The 21,203-nt window shown below is 66.8% G+C and carries 17 protein-coding genes and 1 pseudogene; 14 read left to right on the top strand and 4 right to left on the bottom strand.

Features of this window, described 5'->3' with window-relative positions:
* The first annotated feature begins 62 nt into the window (after positions 1 to 62).
* The 3 genes and pseudogenes from AC1DYL_RS18285 to AC1DYL_RS18275 all read left to right on the top strand — a co-directional run.
* Positions 63 to 917: an ABC transporter permease subunit gene (locus tag AC1DYL_RS18285; RefSeq protein ID WP_477174274.1), complete on the top strand. Its 855-nt coding sequence runs from the start codon at positions 63 to 65 to the stop codon at positions 915 to 917.
* A complete protein-coding gene (locus tag AC1DYL_RS18280) occupies positions 914 to 1,729 on the top strand; it encodes an ABC transporter permease (RefSeq protein ID WP_477174273.1) in 816 nt (271 codons plus the stop codon). The genes AC1DYL_RS18285 and AC1DYL_RS18280 overlap by 4 nt, the downstream gene beginning before the upstream one ends.
* Positions 1,716 to 2,804, top strand: a pseudogene (locus AC1DYL_RS18275) (ATP-binding cassette domain-containing protein); the annotation flags it as partial. The gene AC1DYL_RS18280 and the pseudogene AC1DYL_RS18275, both read left to right, overlap by 14 nt.
* Before the next feature lie 330 nt (positions 2,805 to 3,134).
* Here the strand turns inward: AC1DYL_RS18275 and bglA are convergent.
* The 3 genes from bglA to AC1DYL_RS18260 all read right to left on the bottom strand — a co-directional run bounded on the left by bglA (position 3,135) and on the right by AC1DYL_RS18260 (position 6,989).
* On the bottom strand, positions 3,135 to 4,793 hold the full coding sequence (gene bglA, locus AC1DYL_RS18270) for a beta-galactosidase BglA (protein WP_477174315.1): 1,659 nt from the start codon (positions 4,791 to 4,793) through the stop codon (positions 3,135 to 3,137).
* A 211-nt stretch (positions 4,794 to 5,004) separates the two neighbouring features.
* Positions 5,005 to 6,645 carry a chaperonin GroEL gene (groL, locus tag AC1DYL_RS18265; protein ID WP_477150535.1) on the bottom strand — a complete coding sequence of 547 codons (1,641 nt, stop codon included), beginning with the start codon at positions 6,643 to 6,645 and terminating at the stop codon, positions 5,005 to 5,007.
* Between the two features lie 56 nt (positions 6,646 to 6,701).
* On the bottom strand, positions 6,702 to 6,989 hold the full coding sequence (locus tag AC1DYL_RS18260; protein WP_055884854.1) for a co-chaperone GroES: 288 nt from the start codon (positions 6,987 to 6,989) through the stop codon (positions 6,702 to 6,704).
* Positions 6,990 to 7,262: 273 nt separating this feature from the next.
* On the opposite strand from AC1DYL_RS18260, the gene AC1DYL_RS18255 reads away from it, so the two are divergent.
* Both AC1DYL_RS18255 and AC1DYL_RS18250 read left to right on the top strand, forming a co-directional pair.
* The gene (locus tag AC1DYL_RS18255) at positions 7,263 to 8,414 is read left to right on the top strand and encodes a glycosyltransferase (RefSeq protein WP_477150536.1); all 1,152 of its coding nucleotides are present in this window, start codon (positions 7,263 to 7,265) and stop codon (positions 8,412 to 8,414) included.
* Entirely contained in the window at positions 8,405 to 8,590 is a 186-nt protein-coding gene (locus AC1DYL_RS18250) for a hypothetical protein (RefSeq protein ID WP_477150537.1), read from the top strand. Before AC1DYL_RS18255 ends, AC1DYL_RS18250 begins: the two co-directional genes overlap by 10 nt.
* A 6-nt stretch (positions 8,591 to 8,596) precedes the next feature.
* Here the strand turns inward: AC1DYL_RS18250 and AC1DYL_RS18245 are convergent, their stop codons facing one another.
* Complete coding sequence (locus AC1DYL_RS18245; protein WP_477174272.1) at positions 8,597 to 10,027, bottom strand: sigma-54-dependent transcriptional regulator; 1,431 nt, start codon at positions 10,025 to 10,027, stop codon at positions 8,597 to 8,599.
* A 206-nt stretch (positions 10,028 to 10,233) separates the two neighbouring features.
* Here AC1DYL_RS18245 and AC1DYL_RS18240 point away from each other — a divergent pair, with 206 nt between their 5' ends.
* The 9 genes from AC1DYL_RS18240 (at position 10,234) to AC1DYL_RS18200 (ending at position 21,202) form a co-directional block, all read left to right on the top strand.
* Positions 10,234 to 11,466 carry an EAL domain-containing protein gene (locus AC1DYL_RS18240; protein ID WP_477150539.1) on the top strand — a complete coding sequence of 411 codons (1,233 nt, stop codon included), beginning with the start codon at positions 10,234 to 10,236 and terminating at the stop codon, positions 11,464 to 11,466.
* Positions 11,467 to 11,481: 15 nt separating this feature from the next.
* On the top strand, positions 11,482 to 12,336 hold the full coding sequence (locus AC1DYL_RS18235) for a TIGR01459 family HAD-type hydrolase (RefSeq protein ID WP_477174271.1): 855 nt from the start codon (positions 11,482 to 11,484) through the stop codon (positions 12,334 to 12,336).
* A 146-nt stretch (positions 12,337 to 12,482) separates the two neighbouring features.
* Complete coding sequence (locus AC1DYL_RS18230; RefSeq protein ID WP_477174270.1) at positions 12,483 to 13,457, top strand: bifunctional riboflavin kinase/FAD synthetase; 975 nt, start codon at positions 12,483 to 12,485, stop codon at positions 13,455 to 13,457.
* Between the two features lie 105 nt (positions 13,458 to 13,562).
* Positions 13,563 to 16,568 carry an isoleucine--tRNA ligase gene (gene ileS / locus AC1DYL_RS18225; protein WP_477174269.1) on the top strand — a complete coding sequence of 1,002 codons (3,006 nt, stop codon included), beginning with the start codon at positions 13,563 to 13,565 and terminating at the stop codon, positions 16,566 to 16,568.
* A gap of 196 nt (positions 16,569 to 16,764) precedes the next feature.
* Positions 16,765 to 17,310: a signal peptidase II gene (lspA, locus tag AC1DYL_RS18220; protein WP_477174268.1), complete on the top strand. Its 546-nt coding sequence runs from the start codon at positions 16,765 to 16,767 to the stop codon at positions 17,308 to 17,310.
* A 144-nt stretch (positions 17,311 to 17,454) separates the two neighbouring features.
* Complete coding sequence (locus tag AC1DYL_RS18215; RefSeq protein ID WP_477150544.1) at positions 17,455 to 18,081, top strand: hypothetical protein; 627 nt, start codon at positions 17,455 to 17,457, stop codon at positions 18,079 to 18,081.
* A gap of 86 nt (positions 18,082 to 18,167) precedes the next feature.
* Complete coding sequence (locus tag AC1DYL_RS18210; protein WP_477174267.1) at positions 18,168 to 20,201, top strand: pseudouridine synthase; 2,034 nt, start codon at positions 18,168 to 18,170, stop codon at positions 20,199 to 20,201.
* A gap of 3 nt (positions 20,202 to 20,204) precedes the next feature.
* Entirely contained in the window at positions 20,205 to 20,759 is a 555-nt protein-coding gene (gene rsmD, locus AC1DYL_RS18205; protein ID WP_477174266.1) for a 16S rRNA (guanine(966)-N(2))-methyltransferase RsmD, read from the top strand.
* An 8-nt stretch (positions 20,760 to 20,767) separates the two neighbouring features.
* Positions 20,768 to 21,202, top strand: coding sequence for a YdeI/OmpD-associated family protein (locus tag AC1DYL_RS18200; protein ID WP_477174265.1), 435 nt, complete (start codon positions 20,768 to 20,770; stop codon positions 21,200 to 21,202).
* Position 21,203 lies beyond the last annotated feature (1 nt).

The following is a 21,203-nucleotide window of genomic DNA, read 5'->3' as shown; positions in this document are numbered from 1 at the left end:
TTGACTAAGCATTAGCCGGTTGGGTCTTTCCTTCATTTGATCGGTTCTTGGGGCGCCGGGGCATGAGAGATTTCGTCCTCACGCGGCTCGCGGTTTTCGTCGGGGCAGTTGTCGGTGCGGCCGTCGTGCTGTTCCTGCTCCTCGACGTCCTCCCGGACGCGGGTGGTGTCGATCGTCCCGTCTGGGCGCGGTTCCTCGGCCTCTTCATCGGCTACACCGGCAGCGGCCCTAACGGCTTCGGCGAACGCCTTGCAGTGACATTGCCGCTGGTGCTGCTGGCGCTGCTGGTCGCCGGGGCCTTCGGCATTGGGCTCGGCCTCGCCGCCGGCCGCTATCGCGGTACGCTCGTCGATCGCCTGGTGCGCGCGCTGTCGGCCGTCCTCACGCTCGTGCCGCCATTCTGGCTCGGCATGTTGCTGGCGCTGATCTTCGCTGGCCTGCTCCGCCTGCTGCCCGCCAGCGGTTTCGTGCCCTGGGGCAACAGCATCTCCGGCGCACTCGCCTCGCTGCTGCTGCCGGCCCTCGCGCTCGGTCTGCCCTATGCCGGCCAGCTGGCGCTGCGCGTTCGCCGCGATCTCGCTGATACGCCGCCCGCCGATATCCTCCGCCTCCGCGCCAGTGGCGTTCCCGAGCGGCAGGCCACCTGGCAGATCGGGCTCGCCCGAGCGCTGCCCGAGTTCCCGGAAATCCTCGGCCGCACCTTTGGCGCGCTGCTGATCGGCGCGGCGCTGATCGAGAGTGTGTTCTACCTGCCGGGTCTCGGCCGCCAGATCCTCGGCGCCGCCGAGCAGCACGACCTCGCGCTTCTGCGTGGTGCGCTGTTCCTGCTGATCCTCGTCGCCGCCTCCGGCATGCTGCTGTTCGCGTTGCTGCGCGTGCTCGTCGATCCCGCACTTCGCCCCGCGGTGCGGCAATGACAGCCGAAGCTGCACCCTCTGCGCGCCGCGGCGTCAATCTGAGCGTCGTCCTCGGTGGGGCGCTGGCGGTAGTCATCGCGACCCTCGCGCTGGTCTCCCTCGCCTGGACCCCGCACGGCTCGGCCTTGCTGGCACCACTCGCCGAGCCCGATGCGGTGCACTGGATCGGCACCGACGCCGCCGGCCGCGACGGCGCGTCCGTCCTCATGGCCGCAACGCTCGCAACGCTCCTACTCGCCTGGTTCGCCACCCTCGTCAGCCTGCTCGTCGGCGTGCCCATCGGCGCCGCATTGGCGCTGTTGCGCGGCCCCGCCACCTTCATCGCCCATGCCATCGCCATGCTGCCGCCAGCCCTCTTGATCGGCATGGTGTTCGCCGGCCTGGCTGCCCCCGCCAACCTCACCATTTTCCTCGCGATCGTCCTGCCGGGGGTCGTCGTCGCGGCGGCCATCACGCGCGAGGTGCTCGCCCCGCTGTGGCAGCGTGATTTCGTCGCCGCGGCGCGCCTCGCCGGCCTGCGCCCGCTGGCGGCGGCCCAGCGTCACGTGCTGCCGCGCCTGCTGCCGCAACTCGGTGCCCTCGGCTTCGAACTGCTGGCGGTAGCCATTCTCATCGAGGTCAGCCTGTCCTTCGCCGGCCTCGGCGTGCTGCCGCCCGGCGTCAGCCTCGGGCTGATGCTGCGCGACGCCCAGCAGTTCATGATGGTCCGTCCCTTGCTGATGATCGTGCCGGGCGCGGTCGCCGTCGTCACGGCGCTGGCGCTGATGCTGGCGGCCAGCGGTTTGAGGGGAGCGCGCCATGGCGCTGCTTGAGCTCGCCGCCCTCGCCATCACGGTAGCCGGCCGGCGCCCACTTGCCGGCATCGACCTCGCCCTCGACGACGGCGCCGCACTTGCCATCGTCGGCCGCGCCGGCAGCGGCAAGACCCTGCTTGCACTTGCGATCGCCGGCCTGCTTCCTTCGGGCGCAGTCGTCGAGGGCACCGGTTTGCCGGCTGCTCACACCGCCCTCATCGGCCCCGATGCCGACGCCGCCGAGCTCACCCGCCAACTCGATCACCACCCGCGGCTGCTCGTCTGCGACGAGCCGGGCAGGGCGCTCACCCCTACTGCGCAGCGCGAATTGCTTAGCGTGCTGCTCGCCGTCAACCGCGATCGCGGCGTCGCCCTGCTGATCCTCACCCGCGATTTCCGTCTGCCGCTCGCCATGGGGCTCGAAACCGCCATCCTGAGCGAGGGCAAGCTCATCGAGCGCGCCCCGGCTGCTGCCCTGCAGGAGCATCCCCAGCACGCCGCAACGCGCGAGCTGATCGGCGCCGGCAAACCCCGCACCCGCACCATGGCGCGCCCGCCGATCGGCGAGCCGCTTCTCGAACTGCATGGCGTCAGCAAGCGCTTTTCCGATCCGGCCTCGCGCCTGTGGAACCGCAAGCCGCCGCGCACCGCCCTCGACAACATTACCTTGTCGGTCCGCCGTGGCGAGGCCGTCGGCCTGCTCGGCGGCGCCGGCGCCGGCAAGTCGGTGCTGCTGCAGTTGGTCGCGGGGCTCGGGCGCGCCAGCTCCGGCCAGCTGGGGTTCGATCGGGTGCCATATCGCGGCAGCGATCTCGCCCACGAGGCCCGCGCCCGCATCAGCTTCATGTTCCCCGACCCGCATGCCGCCTTCAATCCGGACCTGCCGGTCGGCCTGTCGCTCACCGAGCCATTGCGGGTCGAAGAGCAATTGCTGATCGACGAGCAGGCCGATCGGCTGGTCGAGGCCGTGCGCGTTGTCGGCGTCGCGCCCGATGTGCTCGACCGCCTGCCGGGCCAGTTCACCGCCATGGAACTGCAGCGCCTGGCTCTGGCGCGTGCTCTGGTCAGCCGCCCGAGCCTGATCGTCCTCGACGAGCCGACCGCCCGTCTCGATCCGGTCGAGCAGGCCGAGTTCCTGGTGCTGTTCAACCGTGTCCGCTCGGACTACGGCCTCACGGTGCTCTGCGGCAGCCGCGACTTCGACGTGCTGCGCCTCATCGCTGACCGCATCCTGGTGCTCGAGGCCGGTCACATCGTCGAAGGAGGCAAGCCCTCCGAGCTGACCGAAGCCGCGGAGCATCCCGCGACGCAGGCGTTGCTCGCCGCCCGGTATCCCGGGCCGCTGCCGCCGGCGTCAGTACCCGAGCCGCCACCCGCAGCCCCTGAGCCCCCTCCGCCGGTCGAAGAGCCACCGGCTCCCGCGCTAGATGACAGCCCCGACAAATCCACCGAAAGCCGGCAGGTCGAGCCCGCCATCGCCGGCGGGAGCGGGGACGGAGCCGGGAGCGTCGATCCCCCTGACCCCGATCCCGTCGGGCAGGCCGACGACGATCGGGCCGCCAGTCATGTTGAAGGCACACAATAGCGTCTCGCCATCTGCCGTGCGGGTGAACATCAGCACCCCCTCCGGCGCGTCGAGCGTCTTTATAGTCCCCTTCACCAGAGCCTTGTGCTCCTTCCGGAGCTTCAGCGTCGCCCGGTAGTGGTGCAGCAGCGAGTCGTTCTGCTTTTCCTGCAGGTCCGGCGCCTTTAGCAGGTGATCGCCCGGCACCGGCAGCCACGCCCGCGGCGCGGTCGAGAAGCCGCCGAGGTGCGCCGACGATTGCCACACCATCGGCGTGCGGCATCCGTCGCGGCCCTTGAATTGCGGCCAGAACTCGATGCCGTAGGGGTCCACCAGGTCCTCGAACGACAGCTCCGCCTCGGTCAGCCCCAGCTCCTCGCCCTGGTAGAGGCACACCGACCCGCGCATCGTCAGCAGCATCGTCGCCGTCAGCTTGCCGAACGCCTCGCGATCGCCATGGCTCATCCACCGGCTCACATGCCGCACCACGTCGTGGTTTGAGAACGCGAGGCAGATCCAGCCTTCCGGCGCGTCCTTCTCGGTGAGATCGATCGACTTCTTGAAATGCCCCGCATCGAATGCCCCGCCCAGATAGTCGAACGTGTAGGCCATGTGCAGCTTGTCGGTGCCCGACGTGTACTGCGCCATCACCTCGAGTTGGTGCTGGCTGTCCCCGATCTCGCCCACCGAAGTCCGGCCCGGATACTCGTCGAGCAGCGCACGGATGCGGGTGAGGAACTCGAGGTTCTCCGGCCGGCTCTTGTCGTAGAGGTGTTCCTGGAAATTGTAGGGGTTCACCGCGGGTGCGGTGGAGGCGTTGAAATCCTCCGGCTTCACCACCGGATTCGACTCGAGCCCCAGCGAGGCGAAGTAGAAGTTCACCGTATCGAGCCGGAACCCGTCGACGCCGCGCTCCAGCCAGAACCGCATGTCGCCGAGCACCGCGTCCTGCACGTCCGCGTTGTGGAAGTTCAGGTCCGGCTGCGAGGTCAGGAAGTTGTGCATGTAGTACTGCATGCGCCGGCTGTCCCAGGTCCAGGCCGAGCCGCCGAAGATCGAGAGCCAGTTGTTGGGCGGCGTGCCATCCGGGTTCGGATCGGCCCACACATACCAGTCGTGCCGCGCATTGGTCCGGTTCTGCCGGCTCTCGGCGAACCACGGATGCTTGTCCGAGGTATGCGAGATCACCTGGTCGATGATCACCTTCAGCCCGCGCGAATGCGCCTTCTCCAGCAGCCGGTCGAAATCCCCGAGCGTGCCGAAGATCGGATCGACATCGCGGTAGTTGGAGACGTCGTAGCCAAAGTCCTTCATTGGCGAGGTGAAGAACGGGCTGAGCCAGATCGCATCCACGCCGAGATCGGCGACATAGTCGAGCCGCTCGGTGATCCCCACCAGGTCGCCCACCCCATCGCCATTGTGGTCCTGAAACGAGCGCGGATAGATCTGATAGATCACCGCCCCACGCCACCAATCCTTGTCGAGCGGCTGGTCGGGCACGGACTTCTGCTCCGTCATCGGCGGAACGGCCGTCATCGGCGGCACAACGCTCATGGGTTACTCCTGGGTGGGCGGCGGGTGCGCAACGTGTGGCGCGGGGCGCGGGGCGGAGTCAATCGCGCGGATATGCGCAGCGGCCCTGCGCAAACCTCAAAACGAAAGGGCGGCCCATGCGGACCGCCCTCCCGTTCGTGACCTTTGGGAAAAGGTCGGATGTCGTTGCGTGGACTTAGAAGTCCATGCCACCCATGCCGCCCATGCCGCCGCCACCCGGCATCGCCGGAGCTGCGTCCTTCGGCACTTCGGCGATCATCGCCTCGGTGGTGATGAGGAGCGAAGCAACCGAAGCCGCGTCCTGCAGGGCGGTGCGAACCACCTTCACCGGGTCGACCACGCCCATGGCGACCATGTCGCCATATTCGCCGGTCTGGGCGTTGTAGCCAAAGTTCGGGTTGGTGCTTTCGAGGATCTTGCCGACCACGACCGAGCCTTCATCGCCGGCATTGTTGGCGATCTGACGGACTGGCTCCTGGAGCGCGCGACGGACGAGAGCGATACCGGCCTGCTGGTCGGAATTCGCACCCTTGGCAGTGATGGCGTTCGAAGCGCGCAGCAGCGCGACGCCGCCGCCCGGCACGATGCCTTCTTCAACCGCGGCGCGGGTCGCGTTCAGCGCGTCGTCGACGCGGTCCTTGCGCTCCTTGACCTCGATTTCGGTCGAACCGCCGACCTTGATCACCGCAACACCGCCGGCGAGCTTGGCCAGACGTTCCTGCAGCTTTTCCTTGTCGTAGTCCGAAGTGGTCTCTTCGATCTGCGCCTTGATCTGGGCCACGCGGCCCTCGATGTCGGACTTCTGACCGGAGCCGTCGACGATCGTGGTGTTCTCCTTGGAGATTTCCACGCGCTTGGCAGTGCCGAGCATGTCGAGGGTGACGTTCTCGAGCTTGATGCCAAGATCTTCCGAGATCACCTGGCCGCCGGTGAGGACGGCGATGTCTTCGAGCATGGCCTTGCGGCGATCGCCGAACCCCGGAGCCTTGACGGCAGCGACCTTGAGGCCGCCGCGGAGGCGGTTGACGACGAGCGTGGCCAGGGCCTCGCCCTCGATGTCCTCGGCAACGATCAGCAGCGGCCGCTGCGACTGCACCACGGCTTCGAGGATCGGCAGCATGGCCTGCAGGTTCGAGAGCTTCTTCTCGTGCAGCAGGATCACCGGATCCTCGAGCACCGCAACCATCTTCTCGGCATTGGTGACGAAGTACGGCGAGAGGTACCCGCGGTCGAACTGCATGCCCTCGACGACGTCGAGTTCAGTCTCGGCGGTCTTGGCTTCCTCGACGGTGATGACACCTTCGTTGCCGACCTTCTGCATCGCATTGGCAATCATCTCGCCGATGGCGGTTTCGCCGTTGGCGGAGATGGTGCCGACCTGCGCGACTTCGGCGTTCGAAGAAATGGTCTTCTTGGCCTTGCCGAGGTTGTCGACGACTTCCAGCACGGCCAGATCGATGCCGCGCTTGAGGTCCATCGGGTTCATGCCGGCAGCGACGAGCTTGACGCCCTCGTTGACGATGGCCTGGGCCAGCACAGTCGCGGTGGTGGTGCCGTCACCGGCAATGTCGTTGGTCTTCGAGGCAACAGCGCGCACCATCTGGGCGCCCATGTTCTCGAACTTGTCCTCGAGCTCGATTTCCTTGGCGACGGTGACGCCGTCCTTGGTGATGCGCGGGGCGCCGAACGACTTGTCGATCACGACGTTACGGCCCTTCGGACCGAGCGTGACCTTCACTGCATTGGCGAGGATGTTGACGCCGCGGACCATCTTGTCGCGGGCATCGGTGGAGAACTTTACGTCTTTCGCAGCCATTGGAGGCGCTCCTTACGAGTTGAAAAGGGAGTGGTCGAAACCGGCGAAGCGCCTGGTTACGAGATCACGCCCATGATGTCGGATTCCTTCATGATCAGAAGGTCCTTGCCGTCGAGCTTCACCTCGGTGCCGCTCCACTTGCCGAACAGGATTCGGTCGCCGGCCTTGACGTCCAGCGCCACGACCTTGCCGCTCTCGTCACGGGCGCCGGGGCCGACGGCCTCGACGATACCCTCGGAGGGCTTTTCCTTGGCGGTATCGGGGATGATGATGCCGCCAGCCGATTTCTCTTCGCTGTCGACGCGCCGGACGACCACGCGGTCGTGCAGGGGACGGAAAGCCATTTTTGCTCCTATCAGCCTCTAATGATTTCGCACCTGTTAGCACTCGTGATCGAGGAGTGCTAACGGCTGGGTGGGGATATAGGAGGGGCCCCGAAACGAGTCAAGGACGAGCGCAGCCATACGCTGGCGATGTGGCGACTATGCGACGAGCGCATGAAACAGGAGGCTTGCCGATGCGTTTGGGTGCGGACAGAAACCGTAAACCCGACCGATGGTAAGTTGCAAAGCGCCCGGCTTGGCGGTACCTGAGGCTGAAATTACCCCGGAGCAGACGTGACCGTCGTCCAATTCGATAGCCATACCCGCAAATCCCCGGAAGCCTGGGTCGCCCCACAACTGGCCGTCATCGTGCCCAGCTACAACGAGCGCGAGAACATCGCGCTGCTGTACGAGAAGGTCACTGCGGCGCTCGGCTCCATACCGTTCGAGTTCATCGTCGTCGACGACAACTCGCCCGACGGCACCCATGACCTGGTACGAGACATGGCGCGTCGGCACCCCAACGTGCGCGGCATCCATCGGCTCGGGCGGCGCGGCCTGAGCTCGGCCGTCATCGAGGGCATCCTCGCAAGTGCTGCGCCGTATTTCGCCGTCATCGACGCCGACCTCCAGCACGACGAGCGCATCCTGCCGCAGATGCTGGAGAAGGCCATCGCCGGCGACCACATCGTCGTCGGAACCCGGTATGACGGCCAGGGCAGCGTCGGTGAGGGACTTTCCAAGACTCGCGAGGCCGGCAGCCGCTTCGCCACCAAGCTCTCGAACGTCTTGACCGGCGAAACGCTCAGCGACCCGATGAGCGGCTTCTTCCTGATGCGCCGCGAGGTGTTTGACGAGGTGGCCCCTGCGCTCAGCGACGACGGATTCAAGATTCTGCTCGATATCATCGTCTCGGCGGGCCGGTTCCACGCTCTCCATGGCAAGCAGCTCAGGATAGGCGAGGTGCCCTATACCTTCCGCCCGCGCCATGCCGGCGAGAGCAAGATGAGCCCGATCATCGTCGTCCAGTTCCTGGGCCTGATCGTTTCCAAGCTCACCCGCGGCCTGTTGCCCACCAGCTTCCTGCTCTTCGGCCTCGTCGGCGGCTTCGGCGTCATCGTCCACATGGGGACGCTCTGGCTGACACACGAGCGGCTGGGTTTCAATTTCGTCTGGGCGCAGACGGCCGCGACCATCCTCGCCATGACCTTCAACTTCGTGCTCAACAACGAGCTGACCTACGCCAGCAAGAAGCTGCGCGGCTGGCGCTATCTCACCGGCATGCTGACCTTCTACGCCGTCTGTTCCATCGGCGCCCTGGCCAACGTCTCCGTCGCCAGCTGGATCTATGCCTATGACGGCTCGTTCTACCTCGCGGGCCTGCTCGGCGTGCTGATGAGCGTGGTCTTCAACTACTCTGTTACAAAGGTGTTCACATGGCGGTAAGCGCAGAACTCGAAATCAAGCTCCGCCGCACCGGCGGCGTCGGCCCCAATACCAAATGGACGTGGGAACTGATCGGCGCCGACGGCAAGGTGGCAAAGACCGGCACCGCGCTCGGCGAAGAGCACAAGGCCTTCGCAACCGCCAAGAAGTTCCGGGACAAGCTGACGAAGGCTTGAGGCGGGCTAAGCCGCGCCCTTCTTGCCTTCCAGTTCCGCCCACGCTTGTCGCTTGCGGTAGATCGTCGAGGGGCTGAGTTCGAGCGCCTGGGCGGCCAGCGCGATGTTGCCGCCGAAATTCTCGATCGCTTCCTCGATGATCCGCTGCTCCTGCTGCCACATCGGCAGCACGGTCTGGCGGCGCGGCAACAGCGCTGGCTGCTGCTGAGGCGTGGCTACCGGCCCGTCGAGGTCGGCCTGCGCGAGCATCTCGGCGTCGATCTCGCCGCCGTCGAACATCACGACCAGCCGGTGGATCAGCGTTTCGAGCTGCCGCACGTTGCCCGGCCACTCCTGGGCCATCAACTGCGCCGCCGCCTCCGTCGTGAAGCCGGCAAAGCTCTTGCGCTCCTCGGCCGCGAAGCGGTCGAGGAAGTGTCGCGCCAGCACGGCGACATCCGATGCGCGCTGTCGCAATGGCGGCAGGTGGATCGGCAGAACGTGCAGCCGGTAGAACAGGTCCTCGCGGAACTTGCGCTCGGCGATCAGCTGCATCGGGTTGCGATGCGTGGCACAGATCAGCCTTACGTCCAGCCGGCGCACGCCGCTTTCGCCCAGCCGGCTGATCGTGCCGGTCTGCAGGAACCGCATCAGCTTGCCCTGGAGACTGAGGTCGATCTCGCCGATCTCGTCGAGGAACAGCGTCCCGCCATCGGCGAGCTCCGCCGCACCCTTGTGCTCGTCCGCGCCGGCCATGGCGCCGCCGACTACGCCGAACAGCTCGGCTTCCATCATGTCCTGCGGGATAGCCGCGCAATCGACTGCAACGAAACGCCGGTGTGCACGGCTGCTGCGTTCATGCAGCGCTTCGGCGCAAAGGTCCTTGCCGGTGCCGCTCTCGCCCGTGATGAACACCGGAGCGGCTGAGTCGGCCACCCGCTCGATCTGCTCGTACACCACCTGCATCTGCGTCGAGGCGCCGACGAACCCGCCATAGCGTCCCGTCCGCTCGGCGCCGCGCGGATCGAGCGACAGCGCGTGCGTCTTGCCGTGCCGCTGCGCCAGCTCGCCCACCCGCGCTGCAAAGGCGCGCCCGCCGAGCGGCCGCGCAATATGATCATGGGCGCCAGCCCTGAGCGCCGACAGCGTCGCGCTCACCGAAGCCCCGTCCGACAGCGCGATCACCAGTGCGCCCTGCGACAGCCGCACGAGGCGCGTCACCGCCTCCTCGGCTTCCGCCGACAGGTCGTCGAGGCTCATCAGGTCGACCAACAGCACATCGTAGCGTTCGGCGCGCAGCCGATCCGCCGCCTGCCGTCCGTTGCGGGCTTCGGCAACAGCCGGCGCCACCACGAGGCAGCCATTCAGCGTTTCGATCAATGCGCTGCAACCCGCCGCGTCGCGATCGACGAGCAGAATGCGGGCGGCAGTTTCCTGGCCGAAGCCGGGAGCGGGCATGGCGACAAGTCCTCGGGCACGTGGCTGTGCTGAATGGAGTGTTGACGAACTGGGTAAATAAAGCGTTCCAGGCGATCGGTGCGAAAACGCGCCAAAGCGCGTGGTTAGCCACACCTGCCTCTCTCCCGCGCCTTTCAGCGCCACGCGCCCGATGCTATGACGGGATGCGTCGAATTGTGTTGGCCATCCTGGGAGCCTGAGCGTACGTGCAAGGCCTCGTCTACATTTTCATCGCGCTGGCCACGCTCGGCGTAGCGGCCGCAGCGTATTTCGGGCTGACCTTTTCGCCCATCGAAGCCTTCGTCACCGCCATGGCCTTCGGCGCCATCGCCGTCGTGCTGATGGAACGTCGCCTGCGCCAGCGCTCCGAAGCGCGGCTTGAGCGCGCCGTCGAGGACCTGGCGCGCCTGCTCTCCACTGACGCCAAGGCCGGGCAAGTGCTGAGCCAGCGCGTCAACGCCATCGCCGACACCAATGCCGGCAACCGCCTTGATGGCATCGAAGCCGATATCTCGGTGCTCGGCACCGTCACCCGCCAGCTCGCCGAGGCGCTCGCCGAGTTCGAGGAAGCCCGCCGCGCCGATGGCGGTTCGGTCCGCGGTGCCTTGGTCGAGGAGCCTCCGCCGGCCGATGACGACATCTTCCTCGATCCGCTGATCCCCGAGGCCGAACTTCGCGCAGCGCTCGATGCCAACCGCCTGGTGTTCCACATCGAGCCGATCGTCATCCTGCCGGCCCGCAAGCCACTCGGCTACGACCTCGTGCCGCGCCTGATGCAGGACGCCGGGGGCCTCGCCGATGCCCCCGATTTCATGCCGCGCCGCGGCGGCGAGGACCTGATCCGCCGTATCGAGGCAATGGCGCTCGAGGAAGCCGTCACCATCGCCCGCCGCGCCAAGACCGCCGGCCAGCCGATAAGGCTTTTCCTGCCGCTGAGCCGCGCCACCATCCTCGACAAGAAGGCGCTGGAGCAGGTTACCGCGACGCTGGTCGCCAACCAGGCCATCACCTCGTCGCTGAACTTCGCCATCCGCCAGACCGAATGGAAGCCGCTCGGCCCCAGCGAAAAGCGCGCGCTCTACGAGTTCAGGAAGGCCGGCGCCGGGTTCGTGCTCACCGATGCCACGTCGCTGCGCTTCGATTTCGCCGAGCTCGAGGGCCTCGGCTTCGGCTCGGTCCGCTTCGATGCCACCCGCTTCCTCGGCCAGCCGCAGACCTTCACCGATTTCCACACCGCCGACATCGCGCCCTATGCCAAGCGCTTCGAAATCGAGCTCTGCGGCACCGGGGTGATCGACGAGCAGCAGTTGCTCAGCCTGTTCGAAGATGGCATCAGCCTGGTCCAGGGCCCCCACATCGGCCGGCCCGGCCCGGTGCGCCCCGACCTCGTGGTCGAGCGCCCGCGCGATGCCGGGCGCCGCGTCGAGGCGCAAGCCTAACAGACTGGATCTACAATGCAGGCACTTGATGGACTGAGCGAGATCGCCCCTCGCTACGATGTGGTGTTGAGCGACATCTGGGGCGTCGTTCACAACGGCGTCGCCGCCCATCCCACCGCCGTCGAGGCGCTGGTCAACTACCGCCGTGGCGGCGGCCGCGTCGTCCTGATCAGCAACGCCCCGCGCCCGTCCGGCCCGATCATCGAGATGATGGATGGCTTCGGCGTGTCGCGCGAAGCCTATGACAACGTGGTGACCTCCGGCGACGCCACCCGCGTCATCCTCGAGGGCTATCGCGGCAAGACCGTCCACTATGTCGGCCCGCCCAAGGAAAACGACAGCCTGTTCGAGGGCCTCGACATCACCATCGGCCCCGCCGAAAACGCCCGCGCCGTCGTCGTCACCGACCTCGACACCGACGACGACACGCCTGACATGTACAACGATCGCATCACCCTGTGGCTTAGCCGCAACCTGCCCCTGATCGCCGCCAATCCCGACCGGGTGGTGGAACACGGCGATCGGCTCATCTATTGCGGCGGCGCCCTGGCCGATCTCTACGAAGCCCGCGGCGGCATGATCGTCATGGTCGGCAAGCCCTACAAGCCGATCTACTCCGAAGCCCTGCGCCTCGCCGAAAAGGCCGCCGGCCAACCCGTCGACCGCTCCCGCATCCTCGCCATCGGCGACTCGGTCCGCACCGACGCCATCGGCGCCGCCGGGGCAGGGCTCGACCTGCTGTTCATCACCGGCTCGATCCACGCCGCCGAACTCGACGCCTTCGGCAAGGCCGACCCTGCAGCTATCCGCGCGCTCGTCGAACCCAGCGGCGCCAACGTCGCGGGCTTCATGCCGAAGCTGACCTGGTAGCAGCAGGACCATCAGTCGGGATGCCTTCTCCCACAAGGGGAGAAGGCAGAAGGCCCACGCCCCGCATACCAGCCTCCAACCTTAGCCGCCTTGCAACCCATCCGGTTTCTTGCCATATCGCCATCACTTTCAGGGCGGGTACGAATTTGAGCGGCTTCATCAGGCTCGCTGGCCTCGACCAGGTTCCGGCGTCGCTTCGCGGCGCCATGGTCGCGATCGGCAATTTCGACGGCTGCCATCGCGGTCATCAGCACGTGTTCCGGGCAATGAAGGCCCGCGCCGCAGCGCTTGGCGTGCCGGCGCTCGTGCTCACTTTCGAGCCTCACCCGCGCGACGTCTTCGCGCCGGCCCCATTCATGTTCCGCCTCACCTATGCCGACCAGAAGGCCGAGATCGCCCAGGCGCTCGGGCTCGACGGCATCGTGGTGATGCCGTTCTCGCTCGAGTTCTCGCACATCGAGGCCGAGGATTTCGTCACCCGCTTCCTCGTCGGAGCGCTGGGTGTGCGTGGTGTCTCGGTCGGCGCCGATTTCCACTTCGGCTACAAGCGCCAGGGCACTCCGGATTTCCTCAGGGACGCCGGCATCCGCCACGGCTTCGAGGTCGAAATCCTCGACATGCTCGATGAAGGCGACGACCACATCTCATCCTCCCGCATCCGCGCGTTGCTCGGCGAGGGCGATGTCGCCGCTGCCGCACAGTTGCTCGGCTACCACTGGTTCCTCTCGGGCGAAGTGGTCAAGGGCGACCAGCGGGGCAGGGAGCTCGGCTTCCCCACCGCCAATGTCGCGAGCCCCACCGGCTTCGGGCTGCTGCAGGGCGTCTATGCCGTCCGCGCCAAGCTCGGCAACCGCCTGCTCGATGGCGTCGCCAGCTACGGCAAGCCGATGTTCAACAATGAGCGCCCGCCGTTCGAGACCTGGATCTTCGATTTCGACGAGGACATCTACGGCCAGACGCTGGAAGTCGCGCTCCTCGGCAGTGTTCGCGGCCAGGTGAAGTTCGCCGGTCTCGACGAACTGATCGCCGCGGTGAACAACGACGCCGCCCAGGCACGGCATCTACTGCAGGCGACGCTGCCGGTGTCCGACCTCGACGAGAAGCTCGGGTTCTTTCGCTGATCTATTGGCGAGGGGAGAAGGCAGGGCGGAGAGGTCGAGCCCAATTCGCCCTTTCACCCAAGCCCCCCGCTTGCTAAAAGCCCGCAGCTTCCAAGGTACCTTCCGATGAACGATACTGCGACCAGCGGCGCCGAGACCGATTATTCCGCGACGCTCTTCCTGCCCGAAACCGAGTTTCCGATGCGCGCCGGGCTGCCCGCCCGCGAGCCCGAGTGGCTGAAGCGCTGGGAAGACATGGACATTTACGCTCGCCAGCGCGCCGCTGCTCAGGGCAAGCCCCTGTTCACGCTGCATGACGGCCCGCCCTACGCCAACGGCAACATCCACATCGGGCACGCGCTCAACAAGATCCTCAAGGACCTCGTTTCGCGTTCGAAGACCATGCTCGGCTACAACTCGGCCTATGTGCCGGGCTGGGACTGCCACGGCCTTCCCATCGAGTGGAAGGTCGAGGAGCAGTATCGCGCCAAGGGCAAGAACAAGGACGACGTCGAGATCAACGAGTTCCGCAACGAGTGCCGGAGCTTCGCGCAGTACTGGGTCGATACCCAGCGCGAGGAGTTCAAGCGACTCGGCGTGGTCGGCGACTGGTCCAACCCCTACCTCACCATGAGCTTCGACGCCGAAGCGCAGATCGCCCGCGAGCTGATGAAGGTCGCCGCTTCCGGCCAGCTCTATCGTGGTTCGAAGCCCGTCATGTGGTCGGTAGTTGAGCGCACCGCGCTGGCCGAAGCCGAGATCGAATACCAGGACTACGAGAGCGACGCGATCTGGGTGAAGTTCCCGATCCACTCGGCCAACGGCGCCTTCGGCACCGGCTCGTTCGAGGATTTCGGCTCGTCCTACGTCGTGATCTGGACCACCACCCCGTGGACCATCCCGGCCAACCGCGCCATCAGCTACTCATCGAAGATCAGCTACGGCCTCTACGAGGTCACCGGCGCGCCCGAAGGCAACTGGGCCTCGAAGGGCGAGAAATACGTCCTCGCCGACAAGCTCGCCGAAGAGACGCTGGCAAAGGCCAAGGTCGATACCTTCATCCGTCTCCACGATGTGGATTGCTCCAAGATCGTCTCCTGCTCGCACCCGCTGCGCGGGCTCGGCGGCGGGTATGATTTCGAAGTGCCGTTGCTCGATGGCGAACACGTCACCGACGACACCGGCACCGGGTTCGTGCACACCGCGCCGGGCCACGGCCTTGACGACTTCGGCATCTGGATGGATTCCGGCCGCAAGCTCGCCGAGCACGGCATCGACACCACCATCCCCTATGTCGTCGACGACGCCGGCTTCTACACCGCCGCCGCGCCCGGCTTCGAGGGCGCGCGCGTCATCGACGATACCGGCAAGAAGGGCGACGCCAACAACCGTGTCATCGCCGCCCTCGCCGAGCGCAACGCCATGGTCGCCCGCGGCCGGGTGAAGCACCAGTATCCCCATTCCTGGCGCTCGAAGAAGCCGATCATCTTCCGCAACACCCCGCAGTGGTTCGTCTACATGGACCGCCCGTATGCGGCAGAAAAGATCGCGACGCTGAAGCTGTTCTCGGACCATCCGGAGCGGGTGAAGGTCCAGCCGGGCGACACCGTCCGCAGTATCGCCCTCACTGCGATCGAGAACACCAAGTTCTACCCGCAGGCCGGGCAGAACCGCCTCCGCTCGATGATCGCCGATCGCCCCGATTGGGTGCTGAGCCGCCAGCGCGCCTGGGGCGTGCCGATCGCCGTCTTCTACAACGAGAAAACCGACACCATCCTCGTCGACGAAATGGTGAACCAGCGTATCGGCCTCGCCTTCGACGAGGAGGGCGCCGACGCCTGGTTCAAGCCTGGCGCCAAGGAGCGCTTCCTCGGCAACGCCGTGCCCGATCCCGACAACTGGACCAAGGTCGACGACATCCTCGACGTCTGGTTCGAGTCCGGCACCACGCACTCCTGGGTGCTGCGCAACTCGCAGAAGTGGCCGGACATGCAGTTCCCGGCCGGCATGTATCTCGAGGGTTCCGACCAGCACCGCGGCTGGTTCCACTCCTCGCTGCTCGAAAGCAGTGCCACCAACGGCTACGCCCCCTATGCGAGCGTGCTGACGCACGGCTTCACCCTCGATGGCGAGGGCAAGAAGATGTCGAAATCGCTGGGCAACACCACCGCCCCGCAGGACGTCATCAAGCAGTACGGCGCCGATATCCTCCGCCTCTGGGTCGCCCAGTCCGACTATTCGGACGACCTGCGCATCGGCAAGGAGATCATCAACTCCACCGTCGACAACTATAGGAAGCTCCGCAACTCGATCCGCTGGCTGATCGGCAACCTCGCCCACCGCAAGGCCGACGAGACCGTCGACTACCGCGACATGCCCGAACTCGAGCAGCTGATCCTGTCGAAGCTGAAGGACCTCGATGTGCTCGTCCGCGAGTCCTACGAGAGCTACGACTACAAGCGCATCGTGGCTGCGCTGTCGAATTTCATGAACATCGACCTCTCGGCGTTCTACTTCGACATCCGCAAGGATGCGCTCTACTGCGACCCGATCTCTTCGGTCCGCCGCCGCGCCAGCCTCACCGTGCTCGATCACGTCTTCGACGCGCTGACCGCCTGGCTCGCCCCGATCCTGGTGTTCACCATGGAAGAGGCGTGGCTGGAGCGTCACCCCGGCGCCGACTCGTCGGTGCACCTCAGGCAATTCCCGAACCTCCCGGCCGAGTGGACCGACGCAAAGCTCGACGAGAAGTGGGAGGCGATCCGCGAAGTCCGCAAGGTCGTCACCGGCGCCCTCGAAATCCAGCGCCGCGACAAGGTGATCGGCGCCTCCCTCGAAGCAGCGCCCAAGGTGTACATCACCGACGACAAGCTCGCCGCCGCCGTCCGCGGCACCGACATGGCCGAAATCTCCATCACCTCGGACATTGAAGTGATCGAGGGCGAGGGCCCGTCCGACGCGTTCCGTCTCGATGAAGTTCGTGGTGTTGCGGTGGTATTCGCCAAAGCCGAAGGCCAGCGCTGCGCGCGTTCGTGGCGGATTTTGCCGGAGGTGGGCAGCGACGCGGAGTACCCGGACCTCAGCCTACGCGACGCGCAGGCGATGCGCGAACTGAAGGCGGCGGGGCTCTGAGCTTGGCACCGACCTCACAGTCGGATTGCCTTCTCCCCTTGAGGGAGAAGGTGGCCGAAGGCCGGATGAGGGGTCCCGCAACCAAGGGTTGCGCGATCGGAGCGAAGCGACGGGCGACAGCGTCCGCGGAGAGAAACCCCTCATCGGCCCTGCGGGCACCTTCTCCCACAAGGGGAGAAGGCAACAGAGGCTCCCCATGCTAACCCGCCCCCACCTCCTCCTCTCGCTCCTTGCCGGCGTCGCCGCCTTCGCCCTCGATCGTGGCCACAAGTTCCTGCAGGTCAGCTCCGACTGCGTCGGCGCCGCCTCCACCGTCTGCATCGAGCATCTCGGCTTCTTCACCCCCACCGCGCCGTTCGGCTGGCGCGGCGGCGAGATCGTCCCCGTAACCAGCTTCTTCGACTACGTGCTGGTCTGGAACACCGGCGTCTCCTACGGCCTGCTCGGCGATCTGCCGGTCTGGGCGCTCGGCGCCGTTGCGGTGGTGGCCATCGTCGCGCTCTTCGTCTGGTGGTCGCGCACCTCCGACGTCCTCGTCCGCTATGGCCTGATGCTGGCCATCGGCGGCGCGGTGTCCAACGCGCTCGATCGGATGCTTTACGGCGCCGTTGCGGATTTCTTTCACTTTCATTGGCAGGATTGGTCGTTCTACATCTTCAATATCGCCGACGTGGCGATCACATTGGGGGTGTTGCTGCTACTCCTCGACTTCGTCGGGATCGGCCGCAGGAAGCCTGCCTGAACGCAAAGGCGCCTCAATCTGGCCTTAGGGCCCGGTTGCGTGGGCAACGAAAGCGATAACAATTCCGAGCGAATTGTTCGTGGGCCTATGATGGTCTATAAGGCCCGCGCGGGGCGCGCACGGGCCGGGGAAAAGGGAAGTTTCATGCTGAGTGATTTGACCGGGCGGCGGCCCACTTTCAAAGCCGTGACCCGGGGCGGATTGCTGACCGTTGGGCTGGTGCTCGGCCTTGGCCTGAGCGCCTGCACCACGACCGAAGGCACCAATGCCCTCAGCGACGTCGGCACCTTCGAGCGCGAAGTGCTGACCGAGACCATGAAGGGCATGGGCGTGATGGAGCGCGAGGAGAAGCCGGAGAACGCGGAACGCCGCGGCCCGCTGGTCCTGCCCAAGTCCGCCGCGCTGCCGGCGCCACAGGCGGAAAGCAAGACCGCCGAACTGCTGCCCCAGGATTCGAGCAACGTCCAGATCGACACCTCCAACCTCTCGGAGGCCGACCTGAAGCGGCTGCGTAACGCCCGCGTCGTCGACCTGCGCACCCTCAACGGGCGCCCGCTCACCGACGTCGAAGCCAAGCAGCTGACTGCCCGCATGACCGCGGCAAAGCTGAAGGGCGGCCCGCGTCCGCTCTATCTGCCGCCGGAAGAATACTACACCACGGTCAAGGGGCAGGACCTGGTGTGTCTCGCGCCCAACGGCGACCTCGTGCCGCTCACTGACAAGTCGTGCCCGCCGGAAGTCCGCAAGGCCCTGACCGCGCAGGCTAATTAGCCGGTAGGGGACGTCTCGAAGAGACGGACCTACCCCCTCAACTCGAAAGATGCGCCGCCCGTAACGGGTCCCGCAGGAGTTATCATATGTCGAATGTTTCAGCCGTCCCGACGGACGGCGACCGCTTGGCCAAGGTCATCGCGCGGTCAGGTCTGTGCTCCCGCCGCGATGCCGAGGGCTGGATCAAGGACGGTCGAGTGACCGTCAACGGAAAGAAGGTCCTCACGCCGGCCTTCAACGTTTCCGAAAAAGACAAGATCAAGGTCGATGGCGAGCCGCTGGCCGCCCGCCAGGGCACCCGCGTGTGGCTCTACCACAAGCCCGCCGGCCTCGTGGTCACCGAGAAGGACCCGGAAGGCCGCCCCACCGTCTTCGAGGCGCTGGAAGAAAAAGACCTGCCGCGCGTCGTCTCCATCGGCCGGCTCGACATCAACACCGAAGGCCTGCTGCTGGTCACCAATGATGGTGGGCTGAAGCGCGTGCTCGAGCTGCCGGCCACCGGCTGGCTCCGCCGCTACCGCGTCCGCGCCTTCGGCTCCGTCACCCAGGCGCAGCTCGATACGCTCAAGGACGGCATCGAGATCGAAGGCATCCAGTATGGCCCGATCGAGGCCATTCTCGAGCGCGCCCAGGGCTCCAACAGCTGGCTGGTCCTGAGCCTGCGCGAAGGCAAGAACCGCGAGGTCAAGAACGTCCTCGGTGCGCTCGGCCTCCAGGTCAACCGCCTGATCCGCGTCAGCTACGGCCCGTTCCAGCTCGGCGACCTGCCCGAGGGCGAAGTCGAGGTCGTGGCCGCACGCGTGCTGCGCGAGCAGCTCGGCAAGCGCCTTGCCGCCGAGGCCAACACCGATTTCGAGAGCGAAATGCCGGAGACGGCGCCGAAGAAGAAGCCAGCCACCAATCCCAAGCTCCGCGCCGCCGCGCCGGGCAAGCCACTGCCCAAGGATTCGCCGCACAAGTCGCGCGAGAACAAGTTCCGCTTCGAGGACGACCAGACCGAGGCTGCGGCTGCTGCTGCCTTCGCCGAACGTCCGCGTCAGGATCGCCCTGGCCGCTTCGACAAGCGCCCGGTCAAGGCCCCGAGCCGGCCGCGTGAGGTCGATCCGCGTGATATCCGCACCATCCATTTCGAGGATGGCCGCGAAGCCGAAATTCATGTCAAACCGCCGCGCCGCGAAGGCCCGGCAGGCGAAGCTCGCAAGGGCTGGAACGACCCCGAGGACAGCTCGGCCAAGAACTTCGGCCGCCCCGCCCACCACGAGGACCGTCCCGCTCGCGCCCCGCGTCCGGAGGGCGGTGACCGCCCGAAGCGTGCCTATGGCGACAAGCCTGGGTATGGCGAGAAGCGCGCCTACGGCGACAAGCCGGCGGGCAAGCGCCCGTATGGCGACAAGCCGGCCGGTGCACGGTCGTATGGCGACAAGCCCCGCTCGGCCCGCCCGGCCGGCGACCGTCCCTATGGCGATAAGAAGCCCTACGCTCCGCGCGGTGACGGCGCTGCCCGCTCGTACGGTGACAAGAAGCCCTACGCCCCCCGCACCGACGCCAGCGACCGTCCTGCCCGCGCCTATGGCGACAAGCCACGCAGCTTTGGTGACAAGAAGCCGTACTCGCCCCGCGGCGATGCCGGCCCCCGTTCGTACGGTGACAAAAAGCCCTCCGGCGCCCGTCCGCCCCGCGGCGATCGCTCTTCTGGCGATCGTCCGCGCGACGGCGCCGACCGTCCCCCCCGCGCCGAGGAGCGCCCCTACGCACCGCGCAACTCGACGCCCCGCGAGCGCACCAGCAGCCGCCCGCTGGGCGACAAGAAGCCCTACGCGGCGCGTGGCGACGCTGCCCCGCGTTCGTTCGGTGACAAGAAACCCTACGGCACCCGTCCGCCCCGCGAAGGCGGCGATCGTCCCGCCCGCTCGTTCGGCGACAAGCCGCGCAGCTTCGGTGACAAGAAGCCGTACTCCGGCAAGCCCGGCGGCGGTGGCGGTAAGCCGCCCTACGCCGGCAAGCCGTCCGGTGGCCGTCCGTCCGGCGGGCGCCCGTCAGGCGGTGCTGGTCGCCCCCAAGGCGGCGCTGGCCGTCCTTCGGGTGACCGTCCGCGCGAACCCAAGAAGCCGCGCGAGTAAGCGATGCGCATCGTCGCCGGCAAGTTTCGCGGCAAGGCGCTGCTGTCGCCGTCTGACGACAGCATCCGCCCCACTTCGGACCGGGCCCGCGAATCGGTGTTCAACATCCTCGCGAGCCGCATCGGCGTGCACCTCGACGGCCTCAAGGTCCTCGACCTCTTCGCCGGCACCGGCGCGCTGGGCCTCGAAGCCCTCTCCCGCGGCGCCTCGGGCGCGGTATTCGTCGACACCGGAGCCGAATCCCGCGGCCTGATCCGCGACCATATCGAAGCCTTCGGCATCGCCGGCATCGCCAAGCTCCTCCGCCGCGACGCCACCACGCTGGGCCCCGCCGGCACCATGGGCCCCTTCGACCTGGTCTTCCTGGACCCGCCCTACGCCAAGGGGCTGGGCGAGCAGGCGCTGATTTCACTGCGCGACGGCAACTGGCTCGCCAAGGACGTGACGATCGTGCTGGAGGAGAGCTCCGAGGTCGAACTCGCGCTGCCCGAGGGCTTCACCATCGAGGATCGCCGCGAGTATGGTGCGGCCGCGGTGCATTTCATCCGCGCGCACTGAGGCGAGCCATGCAGTTCCGCGCCGTCGTCATCCCCTCTGGCAACGCCACCGCCGTCGAAATCCCCGACGCGGTGATGCAGTCGCTCGGCCCCGAGGCGCGCCCGCCGGTGGTGATCACCATCAACGGCTACAGCTGGCGCAGCCGGGTGGCGATCAAGAACGGCCAGCGCCTCGTCGGCATCAGCGCTGCCCACCGCGAGGCCGCCGGCATCGCCGAGGGCCAGGCCATCGACCTCGACGTCAGCCTCGATACCGCCCCGCGCGAGGTCGAGGAGCCCGACGACCTGAAGTCCGCGCTCGATGGCAATCCCGCCGCCCGCGCCGCCTTCGACAAGCTGCCATTCGGCCTCAAGGCCAAGCATGTCCGCGATATCGAAGCGGCGACGAAGCCGGAAGTCCGCGCCCGCCGCGTCGCCAAGCTGGCGGAAACGCTGGGCGGCTGAC

The sequence above is a fragment of the Devosia sp. P1_H9 genome, assembly GCF_056405135.1.
The sequence above is the reverse complement of the archived record's forward strand: the minus strand, read 5'-3'. Positions and strand labels throughout refer to the sequence as shown.